Genomic DNA, 16,074 nt, shown 5'->3' with positions numbered 1-16,074 from the left:
CCGATGTCGGCGAACGAGGGCTTCAGCCGGGCGAGCGAGTCGGCGGTGGTACCGGGGCGCGGGTGCTCGTCGTGGTCGAGGACCGTCAGCCCGCTGCGGTCCCGCACGGGGACGAGCGAGCGGTCGAAGCGGCCCTCCTTGACGGCGGTGGCCGCCCGCTCCTGGGAGAGCGCCGCATAGGAGTCCACGTCGTGCCGGGAGAAGCCCTCCAGGGTGGCGATCAGGTCGGCGCCGACGCCCTGCGGGACGAATCCGGTGTCGTGGTTGGTGCGCGGATCCAGCGCCCAGGCACCGCCGTCACTGCCCATGGGCACCCGCGACATCGACTCCACGCCGCCCGCCAGGACCAGGTCCTCCCAGCCCGAACGGACCTTCATGGCGGCCAGGTTGACGGCCTCGAGACCGGAGGCGCAGAAGCGGTTCTCCTGCACGCCCGCCACCGTCTCGGGCAGTCCCGCGAGGATCGCGGCGGTGCGGGCGATGTCCGCGCCCTGGTCGCCCAGGGGGCTGACCACGCCGAGCACGATGTCGTCGATCGCCGCCGGGTCGAGGTCCGGGAAGCGGCGGAGGGTCTCGTGGAGCAGGCCGACGACGAGGTCGATCGGCTTGGTGCCGTGCAGGGCGCCGCCTGCCTTGCCGCGCCCGCGCGGGGTGCGGATCGCGTCGTACACGTATGCTTCGGTGCTCACCTCGGGTGCCTTCCGGGTCGGGTCTGGACGTGGCCGCGGACGCGGCACGGGTGCCGGGGAGGGGGGTCGGCCGGGGCTCAGCCGAGCAGCGAGCGGCCGATGATCTCCTTCATGATCTCGGTGGTGCCGCCGTAGATGGTCTGGACGCGGCTGTCGAGGAACGCCCGGGCCACCCGGAACTCGCTCATGTAGCCGTATCCGCCGTGGAGTTGGAGACAGCGGTCGACGACCCTCTTCTGCAGTTCGGTGGCCCACCACTTGGCCATCGAGGCGTGCACGGCGTCGAGCCGGCCCTGGTCGTGCTCGGCGACGCAGCGGTCCACGAAGGTCCGGGTGACCGCGGTCTCGGTGGCCATCTCGGCGATCTCGAAGCGGATGTGCTGGAGCCCGGCCAGCGGCCCGCCGAACGCCTCGCGCTCCTTCACGTACCGCACGGTGACGTCCAGGATCTCCGCGGCCGCGGCGGCGGCGCCGACCGCGATGGCCAGCCGCTCCTGGGCGAGGTTGCCCATGAGATGGGCGAAGGCCCGGTTCTCCTCGCCGAGCAGGTTCTCCTTGGGGACGCGCACGTCGTGGAAGAACAGCTCCGCGGTGTCCTGGGCCTTCTGGCCGATCTTGTCGAGGTTGCGGCCGCGTTCGAAGCCAGCCGTGCCGCGCTCGACGACGAGCAGGCTCTGCCCGCCGCTGCCGCCCTCGGGTGTGGTGCGGGCCACGACGATCACGAGGTCGGCGAGGATGCCGTTGGAGATGAAGGTCTTCGCACCCTCGAGCAGCCAGTGGTCGCCCCGGTCGGTGGCGGTGGTGCGGATGCCCTGCAGGTCGGAACCGGTGCCGGGTTCGGTCATGGCGATGGCGGTGACGAGGTCGCCGGAGGTGAAACCGGGCAGCCAGCGCCGCTTCTGCTCCTCGGTGGCGAGCCGGGTCAGGTACGGGCCGACGATGTCGTTGTGCAGGCTCAGGGCCAGTCCGGAGGCGCCGGCACGGGCGAACTCCTCGATGAGGACGGCGCTGTAGCGGAAGTCGTCGGTCCCGCCGCCGCCGTACTCCTCGTCGACGGCCATGCCGAGCAGGCCCTGGCGGCCCGCCGAGCGCCACACCTCGCGGTCGACGACGCCGTTCTTCTCCCAGCGTTCGTGGTGCGGGACCACCTCCTTGGCGAGGAAGGTCCGCACCGTCTCGCGGAAGGCCTCGTGGTCGGGGCCGTACAGGTCTCGTCGCGGTGTCACAGCCAGCTCCTCACGCGTTCGATCAGCCGGGCGGGGTCGGGGCCGACGGGGGTGACGTTGAGCATGGTCACGCCCGCCTCCCGGAAGACCTCGACGCGGTCGCGGACGTAGCCCTCGGGGCCGGCCAGGCAGAGCAGCTCCAGCAACTCGGCCGGTACGGCGGCCTCCGCGTCCTTCTTGCGGCCCGCGAGGTAGTGCTCCTGGATCGTGGCGGCGGCGGCCTCGTAGCCGTAGGAGCAGACGAGGTCGTGGTAGAAGTTGCGGCCGGGCGCGCCCATCCCGCCGACGTAGAGGGCGACGGTGGGGCGCATCAGGTCGCGGACGGCCTCGGCGTCGTCGCCGACGGCCAGCAGACCGCCCGCCACGACCGAGAGCGGGCCGAGCGCGGGGTCGCGGCGGGCGGTGCCCTCCGCGAGGGGGCCGCCCCAGACCTTGGCGGCGTGCTCGGGGACGTAGAGGAACGGCAGCCAGCCGTCGGCGAGTTCGGCGGTCGCCCGGACGTTGGCGGGACCGAGGGCGGCGACGTGCACGGGGATGGTGTCGCGGACCGGGTGGTTCAGCAGTTTCAGCGGTTTGCCGAGGCCGGTGCCCTGCCCCGGGGGCAGCGGCAGGTCGGTGATGCCGTGGTGCTCGATCACCTCGCGCCGCCAGATCCGCCGGGACAGCTCGATCACCTCGCGGGTGCGGCCCAGCGGGCGGTCGTAGGGGCGGCCGTGCCAGCCTTCGACGACCTGGGGTCCGGAGGCGCCGATGCCGAGGATCGCGCGGCCGCCGGTGAGGGCGTCGAGTCCGGCCGCGGTCTGCGCGATCAGCGCGGGGGTGCGGGAGTAGACGTTGAGGACGGCCGAGCCGATCCGCATCCGCCCGGTCCTCGCGGCGAGGTACCCCATGACCGTCGGGGAGTCGAAGCCGTAGGCCTCGGCCACCCAGACGGCGTCGAGGCCCGCGGCCTCCAGGGCGGCGGCCCGGTCCGCGGCGGCGCGGGGATCGCCGGCATACGTCAGGGGTGAGGACAGTTCCATCAGCGGTGGTCCTTCAGCAGGTCGGGCACGCCCCAGTCGCGGGCCACGTCGGCGGTGTGCGCGCCGGGGACGGCCGGGGGGAGCCGGAGGGAGCCGGGGGTGCCGGAGAAGCGGGGGGCGGGGGCGGGCTGGGTGACGCCGTGCGCCTCGGTGTAGGTGCCGCGTGCGCCCAGGTGCCGGTGGCCGGCCGCCTCGTGCAGCGAGAGCACGGGCGCGACGCAGGCGTCGGTGCCCTCGAAACGGGCCGTCCACTCCGCCCGGGTGGCGGTCTTGAAGCGGGTGGTGAACACGGTCCGCAGCTCGGGCCAGTTGCGCGGGTCGGCGCGGTCCGGCAGGTCCTCGGCGTCCAGGCCCAGCAGGGAGACGAACACCGCGTAGAACTGCGGTTCCAGGGCGCCGACCGCCATCCAGCCGCCGTCGGCGGTCTCGTAGACTCCGTAGTGGGGGCAGCCGCCGTCGAGCAGGTTGCGGCCGCGGGCGTCCTGCCAGGTGCCCTCGGCGAGCATGCCCCAGAACAGGGCGGTCAGGTGCGCGGTACCGTCCACGATCGCGGCGTCCACCACCTGGCCGCGGCCGGTGGCGCGGGCGGTGAGCAGCGCGGCGAGGACGCCGGTGGTCAGGTAGAGGGAGCCGCCCGCGTAGTCGCCGAGCAGGTTGACGGGGAAGACGGGCCGTCCGTCCGGCGGGCCGATCATGGACAGGGCGCCCGCGGTGGCGATGTAGCCGATGTCGTGTCCGGCCAGGGACGCGAGGGGTCCTCGCTGGCCCCAGCCGGTCATCCGGCCGTACACCAGCGCGGGGTTGGCGGCCGCGCACTCCTCGGGGCCGACGCCGAGCCGCTCCGCGACACCGGGCCGGTATCCCTCCAGCAGGATCTCGGCGCGCGCCGCCAGCGCCCTCACCGTTTCCGGCCCTCCGGGCGACTTCAGGTCCACCAGGACGGAGCGCTTGTTGCGGTTGGTCACGTCGTGGGCGGGATCACCGCCGAGCGGCGAGGGGCCGGGACGGTCCACGCGCACCACGTCGGCGCCCAGGTCGGCGAGCAGCATCGCGGCGAACGGCCCGGGACCGATCCCCGCCAGTTCCACCACGCGCACGCCGTCCAGCGGGCCCGCCACGGCGGGGGCGGGAAGGTCGGGGGGACGAAGGCTCATGGATTCCTTTCTCGGTACGCGACGGGCTCACCGCCGCTCGACCGGGGACTTACTGAGCGTTCGCTAAGAACGTAGGAGCGCGGCACCGGTCGGTCAACTCCCCGGGCGGCAGGAGTTTTTCTGGTTCCTTACCGGGGAAGTGACACCGGGCCGGGCACCAACTGCTAGGTTTTCCTTATCGATCGCTAAGCAGCCGGAGGGAAGTGTCGCGGACTCGCGGCCGTACGATGTCGCCGATCGCCGCCCGTCCCGAGGAGAGCCGTTGAACACCGAGCCGAGCCAGGACACCACTCCCCCGGCGGCACACTGGCGCTCCTACGGGCCCCTCGACCTGCACCCGATCCTGGTGCACGCCATGGAGGCCTTCAACGAACACGGCTACCACGGCACTTCGGTCCGCGACATCGCCGGCCGGGTCGGCGTCACGGTGCCCGCGCTGTACTACCACTACGAGAACAAGCAGGCCCTGCTGGCCACGTTGCTGGAGACGTCCATCAAGGACGTCCTGGACCGCTGCCGGGCCGCGGCCGGGGAGGCGGGCGACGATCCGCTGGCGCGGTTCTGCGGCATGGTCGAGTCGATCGTGCTCTCCATGGCCCACCGTCGGCAACTGGCCTTCCTGGACACGGAGATCCGCAGCCTGGAGCCCCAGAACCGGGCACGCTACGTCGCCCTGCGCGACTATCTCGAGCACATGCTGCTGGACACGGTCGAGGCGGGCCGCGCCCAGGGGGTCTTCACCACGCCGATCCCGGCCGACGCGGTGCGTTCGGTGCTCGTCATGTGCCAGGGGGTCGCCAACTGGTTCCGCGCGGACGGCCCGCTCACCGCGGAGGAGGTCGCCGAACGCCATGTGCTGCTGAGCCTCGGCACCGTGGGCCACCCCGGCACGGTCACCGGCGGCTCCCCGCTCCCGTTCCCGCGGCTCGTCCCTTCCCGGACTCCGGGGGCCGGCAGCGGCCGGCAGCGGTCCGGGCCGCCGTCCCCGGCGCGACCCGGCCCCGGAACATCCTGACGTCTGACTTCCACGGTGCCACCACCGACGAGAGGACACCCCATGGACGTGCTCGAGGCCCGCACCCGGTTCCAGGAGCTCCGGGAGCGGGACGGCCTGGTCGACCCCGCCGAACTCGACGAGATCTGGACGGCGTTGGCCACCGTCCGCCCCGAGGAGATGCTCGGCGAGTGGAAGGGCGGCGAGTTCGCGACCGGGCACCCGCTCAACGGCATGCTGGCGAAGGCCGGCTGGTACGGCAAGACGTTCACCTCCGTGCACGACGTCAAGCCGCTGATGTGCCGGGACGAGAAGGGCGAGCTGTACTCCCACCGCGAGCTCGGCAAGGGCGAGGCCAGCCTGTGGACCGTGGAGTTCCGCGGCGAGACGACGGCCACCATGATCTACGACGGCCAGCCGGTCCTCGACCACTTCAAACGGGTGGACGGCACCACGCTCATGGGGATCATGAACGCCAAGGGGGTTCCCCCTCAGGGTCCCTTCTACTACTTCTTCCTCGAGCGTGTCCCCGGGCGCGTCCCCGAGGGCGCGTGAGGCGCGTCCGGGCCGCGGTCACCGAGGCGCCCGGCGCCCCGTTCACCCTGCGGGACGCGGACCTCGAGGACCCCCGGCCGCACGAGGTCCTGGTGAGGATGACCGCGGTCGGCGTCTGCCACACCGACCTGGCGATGCGGGACTCCTGGCCCCGGCGGCTCACCCCGATGGTCTTCGGCCACGAGGGCGCCGGCCGGGTCGAGGCGGTGGGCGCGGAGGTGACCGGCCTCGCGCCGGGGGACGCCGTCTGCCTCACCTTCGCCAGTTGCGGCACCTGCGAGCAGTGCGCGGCGGGCCACCCGGCGTACTGCCACACCGCGCCGGCCCGGAACCTCTCCGGCGGGCGCGACGACGGCACCACCGCGCTCTTCCTGGACGGCGCACCGCTGCACGCCGGCTTCTTCGGCCAGTCCAGTTTCGCCACGCACGCCGTGGTCCACGAACGGGGCGTGGTCAAGGTGCCCTCCGGACTTCCCGCCACGGTCGTCGCGCCGTTGGGCTGCAGCGGCCAGACGGGCGCGGGCACCGTCCTCAACCGGCTGCGCCCGGAGCCGGGTTCCTCGCTGGTCGTGCTGGGCGCGGGCGGGGTCGGCCTGAGCGCGCTGATGGCCGCGGTGGCCGCGGGCTGCGACCCGGTGGTGGCCGTCGACCCGGTCGCCTCCCGCCGCGCCCTGGCCGGCGAACTCGGCGCCAGGGCGACCCTGGCTCCGGGGGACGGTCTGGTGGCGGCGCTGCGCGACCTCACCGGCGGCGGCGCGCACCACGTCGTCGAGACCACCGGCCGTCCGGAGATGGCCCGCCGGGCCGTCGGCGCGCTGCGCCCGCGCGGCGCACTGGCCCTCCTCGGTCTCGGCGGCGAGGTGAGCTTCGACGTGATGGGCCTGCTCGCCAAGGGCGTCCGCGTGCACGGGGTGATCGAGGGGGACTCCGACCCCGGCCGCTTCCTCCCCGAACTGATCGATCTGCACGGCCGGGGTCTCTTCCCGGTCGACCGGCTGGTCACCGCGTTCCCGTTCGAGGACATCGGCGCGGCCGTGGCCGCCATGGCGGACGGCACCGTGGTCAAGCCGGTCCTCACCTTCGGGGGACCGTCCGGGGGATGACCACCGGGAAGCGATCCCGCGGTCGCCCGCCTCCCGGGCGGTCCGCGCGGAGGGGGGACGATCCGAGCGGACGGTTCGCACCGGGAGGGCGGTCCGCACCGAGGAGGGCCGCGACGGGAGAGCGGTCCGCACCGAGGAGGGCCGCGACAAGAGAGCGGGGCCTGCTGACGGCGTGTGATTGACTGAACCGCATGGCTCCCGCCTCCCCGTCCGCCCGTTCGGCCGCGACCGCCGGTCCGGCCTCGGGCACGCGGCCCCGCAACCGCAAGCAGCTCATCCTCGAAGCGGCCGGGCGGGTCTTCAGCGAGCGCGGCTACCACAAGGCCTCCATGGAGGAGGTCGCCGCCGGCGTGGGCATCACCGCGGCCGCCCTGTACCGGCACTTCCCGAACAAGTACGCGCTGTTCGCCGCGTGCGCCCACCTCATGGTGGACGGGCTGGTCGCCGCGCTCGACGAGGTGCCGTCCGGGGCGCCCCTGGCGGAGGTGCTGACCGCCGTCACCCGGGTCACCGTCGCCCATCGCGCGTCGGGCGGGGTGTACCGCTGGGAGGCCCGGTACCTCGACCACGAGGACCGCCGGCGTCTCGGGGTGACGTTCGGCCGCCTCGTCGGGCGGGTCGACGAGGCGGTGCAGCGCGAACGCCCCCTGCCCGACGACCGCCTGCGGGCCATGGCGGCCCTCGGTGCGATCGGGTCCATCACGATGCACCACACCTCCCTCGCCCCGCGCCGGGCCGAGGCCCTGCTCCTGGCGTCCGCGCTGCGCGTGGCCGCGACGGATCCGGCGGCGGGCCGAGGGGACGCGCGCCCCGTCGAACTGCCCGCCCGGCCGGTGCCGCGCACACGACGCGCGGAGATCCTCGCGGCCTCCGTCCCGCTGTTCGCCCGGGACGGGTTCGCCAACGTCACGAACGGACAGATCGCGGAGGCGGTGGGACTGACCCCGTCCGCGCTCTACCGCCATTACCCCGGCAAGGTCGACATCCTGGCGGCGGCGTGCCTCCAGGCGGCGGGGCTGCTGGCGCAGGGCGTGGAGCGGAGTCTGCACGAGGTGGCCGGCCCGCACGACGCCGTGGTCGCGCTGGCGGCGACGTACGTGGCCTACTGCTTCGAGCACACCGAGCTGAACAGCGTCGCCGAGGCCGAGCTGGCCGGTCTGCCGGCCGACCTGCGGCGGCCCCTGGTCGTCGCGCAGCGGGAACACATCGCCGTATGGGAGCAGCAGTTGCGGCTGGCCCGTCCCCAGTTGCACCCGCGCCAGGCCCGGGTGCTGGTGCACGCCGGGTTCGGCGTGGTGGTCGAGGCGGGACGCCGGCTGCGGTGGCGGGACGGCCCCGGCCACCGTGACGCCGTCACCGCTCTGGTCGTGAGCGCTCTGGGCCTGTGAACGGCCTGGTTCCGCGACGGTCTTCGGGGTCCGGCGGCGGCGGGGCGCGCCTCGTCGTGCGGTGCCTCGTCGTGCGAGACGCCCTGGTGCCCGCCCCGGCCCTTCCGCCGCGGGGCGGGCACGCCGGGGCCGGATCGCCGGCTCAGCCCGCCCGGTTCCCGGTGGGTATCGTGATGGGGGTGGTGGTCCCGGAGGAGCCCTTGTTGAGGAACAGCATGGCCAGGGCGCGCACGAACTGGTCGAACATGTAGAAGGTGCCCGGCATGACGGGCGACAGCCCCTCGCGGAACAGGATGAACGCCGGCCAGGCGGTGCGGACCAGGGCCGCCGACGCGTAGTCGCGTTTCAGCCCCAGCCAGTCGCCGACCTCGTCGCTGAGGACGTAGCGCACGAACTCGTTCAGGAACCCGCGCGTGACGCCGAGGTCGATCTGCGCGGTCAGGCCGAGCAGTTCCTCGGCCAGCTCGATGCCCTCGGTCGACGGCGTCAGGATCGGGGTGAGCACCCGCGCCGACTGGGCCTCGGCGGCCGCCCAGGTGCGGGGGATGTGCTCGTACGGCACACCCAGCAGGTGGACGGCCACCTGCCACGAGTGCAGGAACGCCTCCTGGTCCGCGGCCGGGTACGGGATCCTCCAGTCGAGCAGCTTCCGGTGCACGTAGGTGCCCAGGCTGTGGAAGGTGACCAGGATGTCGGCGGCGCTGATCGGGACGGTCTCGTCGGCGACCGCCCGCCAGTGCGGCGACTGCGGCAGCAGGTGGCGCACGGCGGCGTGCACCACGCGCGTCTTGTTGGCGGTGACGACGAACTGTCCGGTCGGGGTGAAGGCTCCCCGCTGGGACAGGTCGTAGCCGAACGTGAACGTCTTGGCCGCGCGGTCCTGCATGTCGGCGCCGCCCGCGGACCAGTAGACGCTCTTGGCCTCGCGCGGGATCACGGTGCTCATGATGCCGCTGCCGAGGCCGTACAGCATGAAGAGGTAGGTGTCCCGGCGCCGGTTGAAGTCGGCGGCGCGGGCCAGTTTGGCGGGGTCGGCCCAGGACGGAAGCCGGTTGACCTGCCCCAGGTACGTGCTGAACGCGGCCGGCAGGCCGCTGGGCAGCGGGTCGTTGTTGTTCACCCACGACGCCCATGCCGTGTTGATCGCCGGCACGTGTCCGTTCTGGAGCATCGAGGCCATCAGGGGGTCCGCCGCGTCGTCCCAGATCCACTCCGGACCGGTCCCCGCGGCGGCTCCGCTCGCCGAGCCCGTCGACGCCCACGCCCGGCCGGGGCCCGCCACGCCCACGAGGCCGAGTGCGACACCGAGCGACAGAGCCCTTCGCCTGCTGAGGTTCTCCATTGACTTACCTGCTTCCCTGATGGGCCAGATGGTTCCAGATGCCTTCGCAGACTTGCCAGTTGCGCGACCAATGCGTGCTCAGCGTTGTCGCACAGATGTGATTTTTGATTAACATAGCGAGGTGCGTTGCCGTCGGCAATGGTGGCGACCGAGGACCCGTCGCCGATATCGGCGGAACCGCGCGGAGCTCGCGGAACCGGCGGGTCCGCGCGATGCGGCGCCCCGTCGCCCGCCTCGCCCCGCTCCCACCGCTCGCGAAGAGGGCGTCGCGCCCGCCTCCGCCGCCTCGGCCCGCCTCCCCGGCCGGGGATCGGCGGCATGGGGCACCGGAGGACACACGCCGAGGACATCCGGACTTCCGGCATACCCCCTAGGGGTATAGAGTCGATCCTGTCGGGAGGGGCGGACCGAGCCCTTCCGGAAGCGACCCGCGCATCGACAGCCGAGGAAGAAGCCATGACCGACCCGAAGAACTCCGGCTCCTGCTGCTCCACCGACGGCTCGTGCCGCTCCGGTGCCGCGGACGGCGCCGTCACCACCGTCTACCAGGTGTCCGGCATGACCTGCGGGCACTGCGAGGGCGCGGTCTCGCGGGAGATCTCCGCGCTCGACGGCGTCACCGCGGTCACGGCGGTCGCCGGGACCGGCGAGGTCACCGTCACCTCCGCCGCCCCGCTCGACGAGGACGCCGTCCGCGCCGCCGTCGACGAGGCCGGTTACGAGCTCGCCGGCACGGCGTGAGCCCGCCCGGGGCCCGACGGCCCCGGAACACGCGCACCCCTCCCCGCCGGGGCGTGCCGCTCCGCTGATACGGACGCCGCACGTCCCGGCCCTCCCCAGGAGTACCCCATGACCAGCACGGCTCCCGAGAAGACGCTTCCCGGCCGGGCCCCCGCGCCCGTCTCCGAGGTCGAGCTCTCCATCGGCGGCATGACCTGCGCCTCCTGCGCGACCCGCATCGAGAAGAAGCTCAACCGGATGGACGGCGTCACGGCGACCGTCAACTACGCCACGGAGAAGGCGAGGATCTCGTACCCGGACGGGATCGAGGTCGCCGACCTCGTCACCACGGTCGAGAAGACCGGCTACACGGCCGCGGCCCCGCCCCCGCCCGCTCCCCCGGGCGGCGAGGACGCGGCCGAAGGCGCCGCGCCCGCCGCGGACCACGAACTGCTCGCCCTGCGGCAGCGTCTGTTCGTGTCGCTGGCCCTCTCGGTGCCCGTGGTCCTGATGGCGATGGTCCCGGCCCTGCAGTTCGAGAGCTGGCAGTGGCTGTCGCTGACCCTGGCCGCTCCGGTCGTGGCCTGGGGCGCGTTCCCCTTCCACCGGGCCGCCTGGACCAACGCCCGGCACGGCGCGGCGACCATGGACACCCTGGTGTCGATCGGCACGCTCGCCGCCCTCGGCTGGTCGCTGTGGGCCCTGTTCCTCGGCACCGCCGGCATGCCGGGCATGCGGCACGGCTTCGAGTTCACCGTCTCGCGTTCCGACGGGTCGTCCTCCATCTACCTGGAGGCCGCGGCCGGCGTGACGACGTTCATCCTGGCCGGGCGCTATCTGGAGGCGAGGTCCAAGCGCAAGGCCGGCGCGGCGCTGCGGGCGCTGCTGGAACTGGGCGCGAAGGACGTCTCCGTGCTGCGGGACGGCACCGAGGTGCGCGTCCCCGTCGACCGGCTGGCGGTGGGCGACCGCTTCGTGGTGCGTCCGGGCGAGAAGATCGCGACCGACGGGACGGTCGTCGAGGGGATCTCCGCGGTCGACGTCTCCATGCTGACCGGCGAATCCGTACCGGTGGACGTGGGCGTCGGCGCCGGCGTGACCGGGGCGACGGTGAACGCCGGCGGCCGGCTCGTCGTCGAGGCGACCCGGGTCGGCGCGGACACCCGGCTCGCCCGGATGGCGCGGCTCGTCGAGGACGCCCAGAACGGCAAGGCCGAGGTGCAGCGCCTCGCCGACCGGATCTCCGGCGTCTTCGTCCCCGCCGTCCTGCTGGTCGCGGCGGCCACCCTCGGCGCCTGGCTCGGGTTCACCGCGGACCCGACGGCCGCCTTCACCGCCGCCGTGGCCGTCCTGATCATCGCCTGCCCCTGCGCCCTCGGTCTCGCGACGCCGACCGCCCTCATGGTCGGCACCGGCCGCGGTGCCCAGCTCGGCATCCTGATCAAGGGCCCCGAGGTCCTGGAGTCCACCCGCCGGGTCGACACGGTCGTCCTCGACAAGACCGGCACCGTCACCACCGGCCGGATGCGGCTCCACGAGGTGTTCACCGCGCCGGGCGTGGCCGAGGACGAACTGCTGCGTCTCGCGGGCGCGCTGGAACACGCCTCCGAGCACCCGGTCGCCCGCGCGGTCGCCGCCGGCGCCGAGGACCGGGCGGGAAGCCTGCCGCCGCCCGAGGACTTCCGCAACGTCGCCGGTCTCGGCGTCCAGGGCGTCGTCGACGGACACGCCGTGCTCGTCGGCCGCGAGAAGCTCCTCGAGGAGTGGGCGATCGAGCTGCCCCGCGAACTGGCCGAGGCCAAGGCCGCCGCGGAGGCCGAGGGACGCACCGCGGTGGCCGTGGCCTGGGACGGCGAGGCGCGCGGTGTCCTGACCGTCGCGGACGCGGTCAAGGAGACCAGCGCCGCCGCGGTGGCCGAGCTGCGCCGGCTGGGACTGACGCCGATCCTGCTGACCGGGGACAACCGGCGTGTCGCCGAGTCGGTCGCCCGGGCCGTCGGCATCGACGAAGTGATCGCCGAGGTGCTCCCGCAGGACAAGGTCGACGTCGTCGAGCGGCTCCAGGCGCAGGGCCGTACGGTCGCCATGGTCGGCGACGGCGTCAACGACGCGGCCGCCCTCGCCACCGCCGACCTCGGTCTGGCGATGGGCACGGGCACGGACGCGGCGATCGAGGCGGGCGACCTGACCCTCGTACGGGGCGACCTGCGGGTGGCGGCGGACGCGATCCGCCTCTCCCGCAAGACCCTGTCCACCATCAAGGGCAACCTGTTCTGGGCCTTCGGGTACAACGTCGCGGCGCTGCCGCTCGCGGCCTTCGGGATGCTCAACCCGATGATCGCGGGTGCCGCGATGGCCTTCTCGTCGGTCTTCGTCGTCACCAACAGCCTGCGGCTGCGTTCCTTCCGGTAGCCGCCGACGCCGTGCCCGTCACCGCCGCCCGGCCGCCGTCCGTCACAGGACGGCGGCCGGGCGGCGGCAGCTGTGGTGGTGGGCGGCGACCGGGCGGCGGGCGGAGAAAGCCTCCGGAGTTCTTTTGCCGTATACCCCCTAGGGGTATAAAGTCGTGAAGGTGGTACTCAGGAAGACGGACCGCACTCGACGGGAACGGGGATGACGGCCATGGACCACACCGCTCACCACACTCCGACCGGGCACCACCACGCGCCGCACGGCGACCACCACGGCCGGGCGGGCCACGGGACGCCCGCGGGCCCGGGGGCGTCCTGGGGCACGGCCGTCAGGGCGACCCTGCACTGCCTCACCGGCTGCGCCGTCGGCGAGATCCTCGGCATGGTCGTCGGCACCGCCCTGATGTGGGGCAACGCGGCCACCATGGTGCTGGCGATCGCGCTGGCGTTCCTCTTCGGCTACTCGTTCACCCTGTTCGCCGTCGTCCGGGCCGGTCTCGGTCTCGGGAGCGCGGTCAAGGTGGCACTCGCCGCCGACACCGTGTCCATCGCCGTGATGGAACTCGTCGACAACGGCATCATCGCCCTCGTCCCCGGCGCGATGGACGCCCACCTCTCCGAGGGGCTGTTCTGGTCGTCCCTGCTCGGCGGCTTCGCGATCGCCTTCCTGATCACCACTCCGGTCAACAAGTGGATGATCGGCCGCGGCAAGGGGCACGCCGTCGTCCACGCCCACCACTGACGGGCGGAGCGGGACCCGGCCGTCCGGGGCGACGGAACGGTCCCGCTGCCGCGTCCGGGTGGTTCCGGCGGCGTACCGCAACCGGGAGCCGGGGCGCGGGAGTCACTCCTGGCAGCCTCCGCCACCCCGCACGACAGGAAACCGTCCACGGCCCGCCTCACCGCGACGCACAGCCGGCCCTCCCGGGCGGGCGAGGACTTCCTCCTCGCGCCGTCGGCCCCCGCCCGCCGTCCCGAACAGCCACTCGGCCCCCGGGACGTGCTCCTTCTGGAACTCCACGCGGCGCTCACCACCGCCGGGATCGCCCCGATGCCCGGCGACCGTGAGGCCATCGAGCAGACCGGCGCGCTCCCGCACGGCGTGCAGTCGACGCTGTACCGCCGGCCCGCCCACGCCCTGGCGTGAGCGCCCCGCGGCTCCGAGGCCGGCGGCCCTTCCCCGGGTACGACGTGTACGACGCGGGGAAGGAACGCCGGCCTCAGTCCGCGACCGGCGCGGCGGGCCGCTCACCGCCGCGCGCGTACGCGTGGGCCGACTGGCGGGGCAGGAGCGGTTTGCGGATCAGGATGAGCGCCGCGTCGTCGTGCAGGTGGCCGCCCACGTGGGCGAGCAGGTCGTCGTGGAGCGCGGTGAGGGTGCGGGCCGGCTCGTCGGTCAGCGTCCGCGCCAGCCCGTCGTGGAGGGGATAGAACGCGCGGTCGCGGTCGCGGGCCTCGGTGACACCGTCGGTGTAGAGCAGCAGCTGGTCGCCGTCGGTGAACGGCAGGACGTGCAGGTCGGGCGTCTCGTCCGTGAGGGCGCGCAGGCCGAGCGGCGGGGCCGACCGCGGCGGATCCACCGGGACCACGCCGCCGGACGCGCGGACCAGCAGCGGGGGCGCGTGTCCGCAGTTCACCACCTCCAGCTGCCCGGGACGCGGATGTCCGGCGACCACCGCGGTCACGAAGTCGTCGGAGCCGAGGTTGCGCGCCAGACTGCGCTCGATCCGGTCCACGACCGCGAGGAGGTCCGGTTCGTCGTGCGCGGCCTCCCGGAAGACACCGAGCACCAGCGCGGCCGTGCCCACGGCCGGCAGCCCCTTGCCCCGCACGTCGCCCACGATCAGGCGGACGCCGTACGGGGTGGGGACCAGGGCGTAGAGATCGCCGCCGATCCGGGCCTCGGCCGCGGCGGCGCTGTAGCGGACGGCGACCTGGAACGGGCCGACCGTGGGCGGCACCGGCACGAGCAGCGCGTGCTGGGCGGTCTCCGCGACCGAGCGCACGGCGGCGAGGACCCGTTCCCGGCGTCCGCGCAGCACGCTCGCCAGGCCGCTCGCCAGGGTCACGGCGGTCAGGGTGGAGAGCACGGCGGCCAGGTCGTGCCCCGGTACGCCGTACCGCAGGCCGTGGACGGCGCCGAACACCGCGGCGAGCAGGCCGACGCACAGGACACCGCGCGGGCCGTTGGTGGTGGCGGCCAGCGCGGGTCCGGCCGCCAGCAGCGGCAGCCAGACCACCCCGGCTCCGCCGGCGAGGTCCACGGCCAGGACGACGACGGCCACGAGCAGTACCGGCAGCACGACCGTCGCCACGGCCGCCCACGCGGCGGCCCGCCGGACCGCCGGCCCTTGGGGGACGCGTACGTGGGGAGTGAAGGACCGCACGGTCCGGTGGCCGTCACGACGGTCTCGGGCCTGGCTCATGAATGTCCGCAGTCCTCGTCTGTGCAGGGGGATCCGTGGTGCGGGGGGATCCGTGGTGCGGGGAGATCCGTGGCGCAGGAGGGATCGCCCCCGAAACGCCTGTTTCCTCCAGGAATACGGGTTCGAGGCGCGCGTCACAAGGAGAGGGTTTTCAGATAGTGAGCGACAGGCCCCTGGTCACCCGGCCCGCCGCCGGGATGAGCCGCTCCCTGATCTCCCGCAGCCGGGGCAGCCGGTCCGCCGGCAGGGACACCCCGAGCGAGCCGAGGGTGTCCCCGCTGTAGACGGGGACGGCGACACAGACCGTGCCGAGGATGTACTCCTCCAGGTCGGTGACGGCCGGCGCCATCGGCGCGGCGTCCAGGCGGCGCAGCAGCTCGGGCGGACTGGTGATCGTCCGCGGGGTGAGGTCGCGGAGGTGGTGGCGGGAGAGGTACTCGTGGCGGGCCTCGTCGTCGAGCTCGCGCAGGACGGACTTGCCGAGCGCGGTGGCGTGTCCGGCGTCCTCGAAGCCCACCCAGAGGTCGACGCGGGGCGTACGGGGGCCGTCGACGATCTCGGCGACCCGGATCTCGCCGTCCTCGTAGAAGGTGAGGTAGGCGGCGCTTGCCAGCTCGTCCCGCAGCGCGGCGAGGACGGGGCGGACCCGGTTGAGCAGCGCCTGCCCGCGGCCCGCCGAGTGCAGCGCCTGGAGCCTGTCGCCCAGGACGAAGCCGCCGTCCCCCAGCTTGCGCACGTATCCGTCGTGGACCAGCGTCCGCAGCAGGTGGTAGGCGGTCGCCAGGGGCAGGCCGGTCTCGCGGGCGAGCTGCTTCGCCGGGGCGCCGTTCTCGTGCGCGCCGACCGCCTCCAGCAGGCGGAAGGCCCGCTGGACGGACGTGATCAGCGTCGGCCCGCCCTGCGCACCCATGCGTCCAGCGTGCGCCCGGGGGCGAGGCGCGGGCAAGGCGGAGGGAGACCACGCCGTTCTCGGGGCACCCGGCCCGCACGGGCGACGCGAACGGTGTGAACGGCGCGGACGGCACCGGCGGAACGGGCCGCACG

General features: G+C 73.8%; 15 protein-coding genes. 8 read left to right on the top strand and 7 right to left on the bottom strand.

Features of this window, described 5'->3' with window-relative positions:
* The 4 genes from ACZ5FU_RS29405 to ACZ5FU_RS29390 form a co-directional block, all read right to left on the bottom strand.
* Positions 1-689: thiolase family protein (locus tag ACZ5FU_RS29405; protein ID WP_469047409.1), on the bottom strand; the 689-nt coding region annotated here is incomplete at its 3' end.
* A 77-nt stretch (positions 690-766) separates the two neighbouring features.
* Entirely contained in the window at positions 767-1,915 is a 1,149-nt protein-coding gene (locus ACZ5FU_RS29400; protein WP_468643483.1) for an acyl-CoA dehydrogenase family protein, read from the bottom strand.
* Positions 1,912-2,937: an LLM class F420-dependent oxidoreductase gene (locus ACZ5FU_RS29395; RefSeq protein ID WP_451528650.1), complete on the bottom strand. Its 1,026-nt coding sequence runs from the start codon at positions 2,935-2,937 to the stop codon at positions 1,912-1,914. Before ACZ5FU_RS29395 ends, ACZ5FU_RS29400 begins: the two co-directional genes overlap by 4 nt.
* On the bottom strand, positions 2,937-4,091 hold the full coding sequence (locus ACZ5FU_RS29390) for a CaiB/BaiF CoA transferase family protein (RefSeq protein WP_451528651.1): 1,155 nt from the start codon (positions 4,089-4,091) through the stop codon (positions 2,937-2,939). Before ACZ5FU_RS29390 ends, ACZ5FU_RS29395 begins: the two co-directional genes overlap by 1 nt.
* 262 nt (positions 4,092-4,353) lie before the next feature.
* On the opposite strand from ACZ5FU_RS29390, the gene ACZ5FU_RS29385 reads away from it, so the two are divergent.
* The 4 genes from ACZ5FU_RS29385 (at position 4,354) to ACZ5FU_RS29370 (ending at position 8,131) form a co-directional block, all read left to right on the top strand.
* The gene (locus tag ACZ5FU_RS29385; RefSeq protein WP_451779393.1) at positions 4,354-5,106 is read left to right on the top strand and encodes a TetR/AcrR family transcriptional regulator; all 753 of its coding nucleotides are present in this window, start codon (positions 4,354-4,356) and stop codon (positions 5,104-5,106) included.
* A gap of 42 nt (positions 5,107-5,148) precedes the next feature.
* Positions 5,149-5,640, top strand: a complete 492-nt coding sequence (locus ACZ5FU_RS29380; RefSeq protein WP_451528653.1) for a DUF4334 domain-containing protein — start codon at positions 5,149-5,151, stop codon at positions 5,638-5,640.
* A complete protein-coding gene (locus tag ACZ5FU_RS29375; RefSeq protein WP_451528654.1) occupies positions 5,637-6,743 on the top strand; it encodes an NAD(P)-dependent alcohol dehydrogenase in 1,107 nt (368 codons plus the stop codon). Before ACZ5FU_RS29380 ends, ACZ5FU_RS29375 begins: the two co-directional genes overlap by 4 nt.
* Positions 6,744-6,934: 191 nt before the next feature.
* The gene (locus tag ACZ5FU_RS29370) at positions 6,935-8,131 is read left to right on the top strand and encodes a TetR/AcrR family transcriptional regulator (protein WP_451528655.1); all 1,197 of its coding nucleotides are present in this window, start codon (positions 6,935-6,937) and stop codon (positions 8,129-8,131) included.
* Between the two features lie 142 nt (positions 8,132-8,273).
* Here the strand turns inward: ACZ5FU_RS29370 and ACZ5FU_RS29365 are convergent, their stop codons facing one another.
* Positions 8,274-9,473 carry an oxygenase MpaB family protein gene (locus ACZ5FU_RS29365; protein WP_451528656.1) on the bottom strand — a complete coding sequence of 400 codons (1,200 nt, stop codon included), beginning with the start codon at positions 9,471-9,473 and terminating at the stop codon, positions 8,274-8,276.
* Positions 9,474-9,929: 456 nt separating this feature from the next.
* Between ACZ5FU_RS29365 and ACZ5FU_RS29360 the strand changes: the two genes are divergently transcribed.
* The 4 genes from ACZ5FU_RS29360 to ACZ5FU_RS29345 all read left to right on the top strand — a co-directional run bounded on the left by ACZ5FU_RS29360 (position 9,930) and on the right by ACZ5FU_RS29345 (position 13,751).
* Positions 9,930-10,214, top strand: coding sequence for a heavy-metal-associated domain-containing protein (locus tag ACZ5FU_RS29360; RefSeq protein WP_451528657.1), 285 nt, complete (start codon positions 9,930-9,932; stop codon positions 10,212-10,214).
* A gap of 108 nt (positions 10,215-10,322) precedes the next feature.
* Positions 10,323-12,605 carry a heavy metal translocating P-type ATPase gene (locus ACZ5FU_RS29355; protein WP_468643472.1) on the top strand — a complete coding sequence of 761 codons (2,283 nt, stop codon included), beginning with the start codon at positions 10,323-10,325 and terminating at the stop codon, positions 12,603-12,605.
* Between the two features lie 210 nt (positions 12,606-12,815).
* A complete protein-coding gene (locus ACZ5FU_RS29350) occupies positions 12,816-13,346 on the top strand; it encodes a DUF4396 domain-containing protein (RefSeq protein ID WP_451528659.1) in 531 nt (176 codons plus the stop codon).
* A 258-nt stretch (positions 13,347-13,604) separates the two neighbouring features.
* Complete coding sequence (locus ACZ5FU_RS29345) at positions 13,605-13,751, top strand: hypothetical protein (protein WP_468643470.1); 147 nt, start codon at positions 13,605-13,607, stop codon at positions 13,749-13,751.
* 73 nt (positions 13,752-13,824) lie between these two features.
* On the opposite strand, the gene ACZ5FU_RS29340 is transcribed toward ACZ5FU_RS29345, so the two are convergent.
* Positions 13,825-15,030 (bottom strand): PP2C family protein-serine/threonine phosphatase, encoded by a 1,206-nt coding sequence (locus ACZ5FU_RS29340; RefSeq protein WP_468643468.1) that lies wholly within the window; start codon positions 15,028-15,030, stop codon positions 13,825-13,827.
* Positions 15,031-15,181: 151 nt separating this feature from the next.
* Positions 15,182-15,940: an IclR family transcriptional regulator gene (locus ACZ5FU_RS29335; RefSeq protein ID WP_451528662.1), complete on the bottom strand. Its 759-nt coding sequence runs from the start codon at positions 15,938-15,940 to the stop codon at positions 15,182-15,184.
* Positions 15,941-16,074: the final 134 nt, after the last annotated feature.

The sequence above is a fragment of the Streptomyces sp. NPDC031554 genome (genome assembly GCF_055580685.1).
Note: the sequence above shows the minus strand (reverse complement) of the source record. Positions and strands in the feature narration are given on the sequence as shown.